The following is a 2,766-nucleotide window of genomic DNA, read 5'->3' as shown; positions in this document are numbered from 1 at the left end:
ATCCGGAGTCCGGCCGGCCCACTCCTGGAACCGGTCCAGGACCGTCCCGGCCGCCAACGGTGTAGCGGTGGCGTTCCACTCCTCCACCACCGCCTGCCGCTCGGACTCCTCCAGCACATCGACCTGGCTGAGCCGTACGGCCGGGTCGGCGGCCACCTGCTCCAGCACCCGGACCAACCGCTGGGCGAGCGCCTGAGCCGTCGCCTCGTCGAACAGGTCGGCGGCATACTGGATCGCGCCGCGCACCCCCGAGGGCTCTCCGTCGTCACGCCGCTCCACCAGCGTGACCGACAGGTCGAACCGGGACACCTCCTCGCCCGCCGACGACATGAGGCCCGCCGTGAGATCCTGCAGCTCCCAGGCCGTCGGCGCGGCGTTCTGCAGCGCCAGCATGATCTGGAAGAGCGGGTTGCGGGACAGCGAACGAGTGGGGTTGAGCTCGTCCACGAGGCGTTCGAAGGGGACGTCCTGGTGGGCGTAGGCGGCCAGGTCGGTCTCGCGTACGCGCGCCAGCACGTCGTCGAACGACGGGTCACCGGACAGGTCGGTGCGAAGGACGAGGGTGTTGACGAAGAAGCCGGCCAGGTCCTCCAGCGCGGCGTCACCACGACCGGCGATCGCCGTACCGATCGGGATGTCGGTCCCCGCGCCGACCTTCGCCAGCAGCACGGCCAGCGCCGCGTGCGCCACCATGAACATCGTGGCCCGGCCACTCTGTGCGACCTCCACCAGCCGGGCGTGGGTCCGCGCGTCCACTTCCAGGTGTACGGTTCCGCCGCGGAACGACGACGTCGCCGGGCGTGGCCGATCGGCTGGGAGCGCCAACTCCTCCGGGGCGCCCTCCAGGGCTTGGCGCCAGTAGCCGAGCTGGTCGCTGATCAGGCTGCCGGGGTCGTCCAGGTCGCCCAGGACCTCCCGCTGCCACAACGCGTAGTCCGCGTACTGCACGGGCAGCGGCCGCCAGTCCGGCGTGCGGCCCTCGCGGCGGGCCGCGTAGGCGACGCTCAGGTCCCGGCCCAGGACGCCCATCGACCAGGCGTCCACCGCGATGTGATGCGCGACGATGAGCAGCACATGGTCCGACGGGCCGAGGGTGAACAGGTGGACCCGCCACGGCAGATCGACGCTGAGGTCGAAGGCATGACCGGCGTACGCGGCCCGTAGTTCCTCGATCTGGTCCTCGGTGGTCTCGACGACCACCAGCCGCGGCCGGCCCGCCTGCCCCTGCAGAATGTGCTGGCGAGGTACGCCGCCGGTCTCCGGGAAGATAGTACGGAGGCTCTCGTGCCGGTCGGCGACATCACCCAGTGCGGCTTCCAGCACCGCGACGTCGATTTCGCCGGAAAGGCGCATGACAAGCGGCAGGGTGTAGTTCGCGCCGCTGCCGGCGTCTTCCAGCCGGCTGAGGAACCACATCCGCTGCTGGGCGTACGACAGCGGCAGCACCTCGGGCCGGGGCATCGGTGTCAACGCCCGGCGGGTGTCACCCGTACCGTCCACGAGCCTGGCCAGCCCGGCGACGGTCGGCTCGGCGAACAGCCCGCGGATGCTGACCTCGGCGTCCAGCACGGCCCGGATCCGCGCGATCAGCCGCATCGCCAGCAGCGAGTCACCGCCCAGGTCGAAGAACGACGTCTCGGCGCCGACCTGCTCCACTCCGAGGACCTCGGCGAACAGGCCGCAGAGCACCTCTTCGGTGGGGGTGGCCGGGCCACGGCTACCGGGCAGGCCCGCCACGTCCGGTACAGGTAGCGCCGTCCGGTCGAGCTTGCCGTTGACCGTCAGCGGAATCGCCTCGATTTGAACGACCAGCGGCACCATGTAGTCGGGCAACCGCGACGCCGCGTACTCCCGCAACACCGCCACATCGATCCGTGCGGCGACCGGGCGGACATCGCCCCCGTCGTCGGGAACAGCGACACCCGTGCCCGTCCCGCTCGTGGCGCCCGAACCAGCGGCCACGCCACTCACCGTGCCGAGGCTGGCGGCCTCCGGGCTCGCCGAGCTCGGGGAACCCTCCCCGCCCAGCGCGCCAGAGTCTGCGACGTCCGGCCTGGCAGCACCCGCGCTCCCGGTGGCCGGGCTGATAGCGGCGCGGGCTTGCGCGCCCAGGTTGTGGGCGGGGACGACATAGGCGACCAGGCGTTTGTCTCCGGGGCGGTCCTCACGGACGACGACGGCGACCTGCGCCACCGACTCGTGCGCGGCTAGGACGGCTTCGACCTCGCCCGGTTCGATGCGGAACCCACGGATCTTCACTTGTTCGTCGGCCCGGCCGACGAAAGCCAACTGGCCATCCGCTAGCCAGCGGGCCAGGTCGCCGCTGCGGTACATCCGCTCCCCAGCGGTGAACGGGGAGGCGACGAACCGCTCAGCGGTCATCCCCGACCGGCCCACATACCCCCGGGCCAAACCGGCGCCGGCGATGTACACCTCCCCGGTCACCCCGGGCGGGACCGGCTGGAGGAAGTCGTCCAGCACGAACACCGCGGTGTTGGCGATCGGCGCACCGATCGCCGGGTCCTGGTCCACAGGTGTGTGCAGCGGGCTGGCGGTGGTGATCACACTGGCCTCGGTCGGGCCGTAGGTGTTCCATACCTCCGCCTGATCCACCCACCTCGCCGCTAGGTGTGCGCTCAACCGCTCCGCACCCAGCACCCACCGACGCACCCCCGGCACGGCCTCGGGGTCCAGCACACTGAGCAGGGAGGGCACGACGCTGGCCACCTCGACGCCCGCAGTGGCGATCATCTCCGCGAGGGCGCC

At 71.5% G+C, this 2,766-nt stretch carries 1 protein-coding gene; it reads right to left on the bottom strand.

The annotated features are described in order from the left end of the window. A partial coding sequence (locus Mam01_RS35805; protein WP_204289657.1) for a condensation domain-containing protein occupies window positions 1-2,766 on the bottom strand: 2,766 nt, incomplete at both ends.

Origin of the sequence: Microbispora amethystogenes, assembly GCF_016863015.1 — a bacterium.
Lineage (GTDB): Bacteria > Actinomycetota > Actinomycetes > Streptosporangiales > Streptosporangiaceae > Microbispora > Microbispora amethystogenes.
The sequence above is the reverse complement of the archived record's forward strand: the minus strand, read 5'-3'. Positions and strand labels throughout refer to the sequence as shown.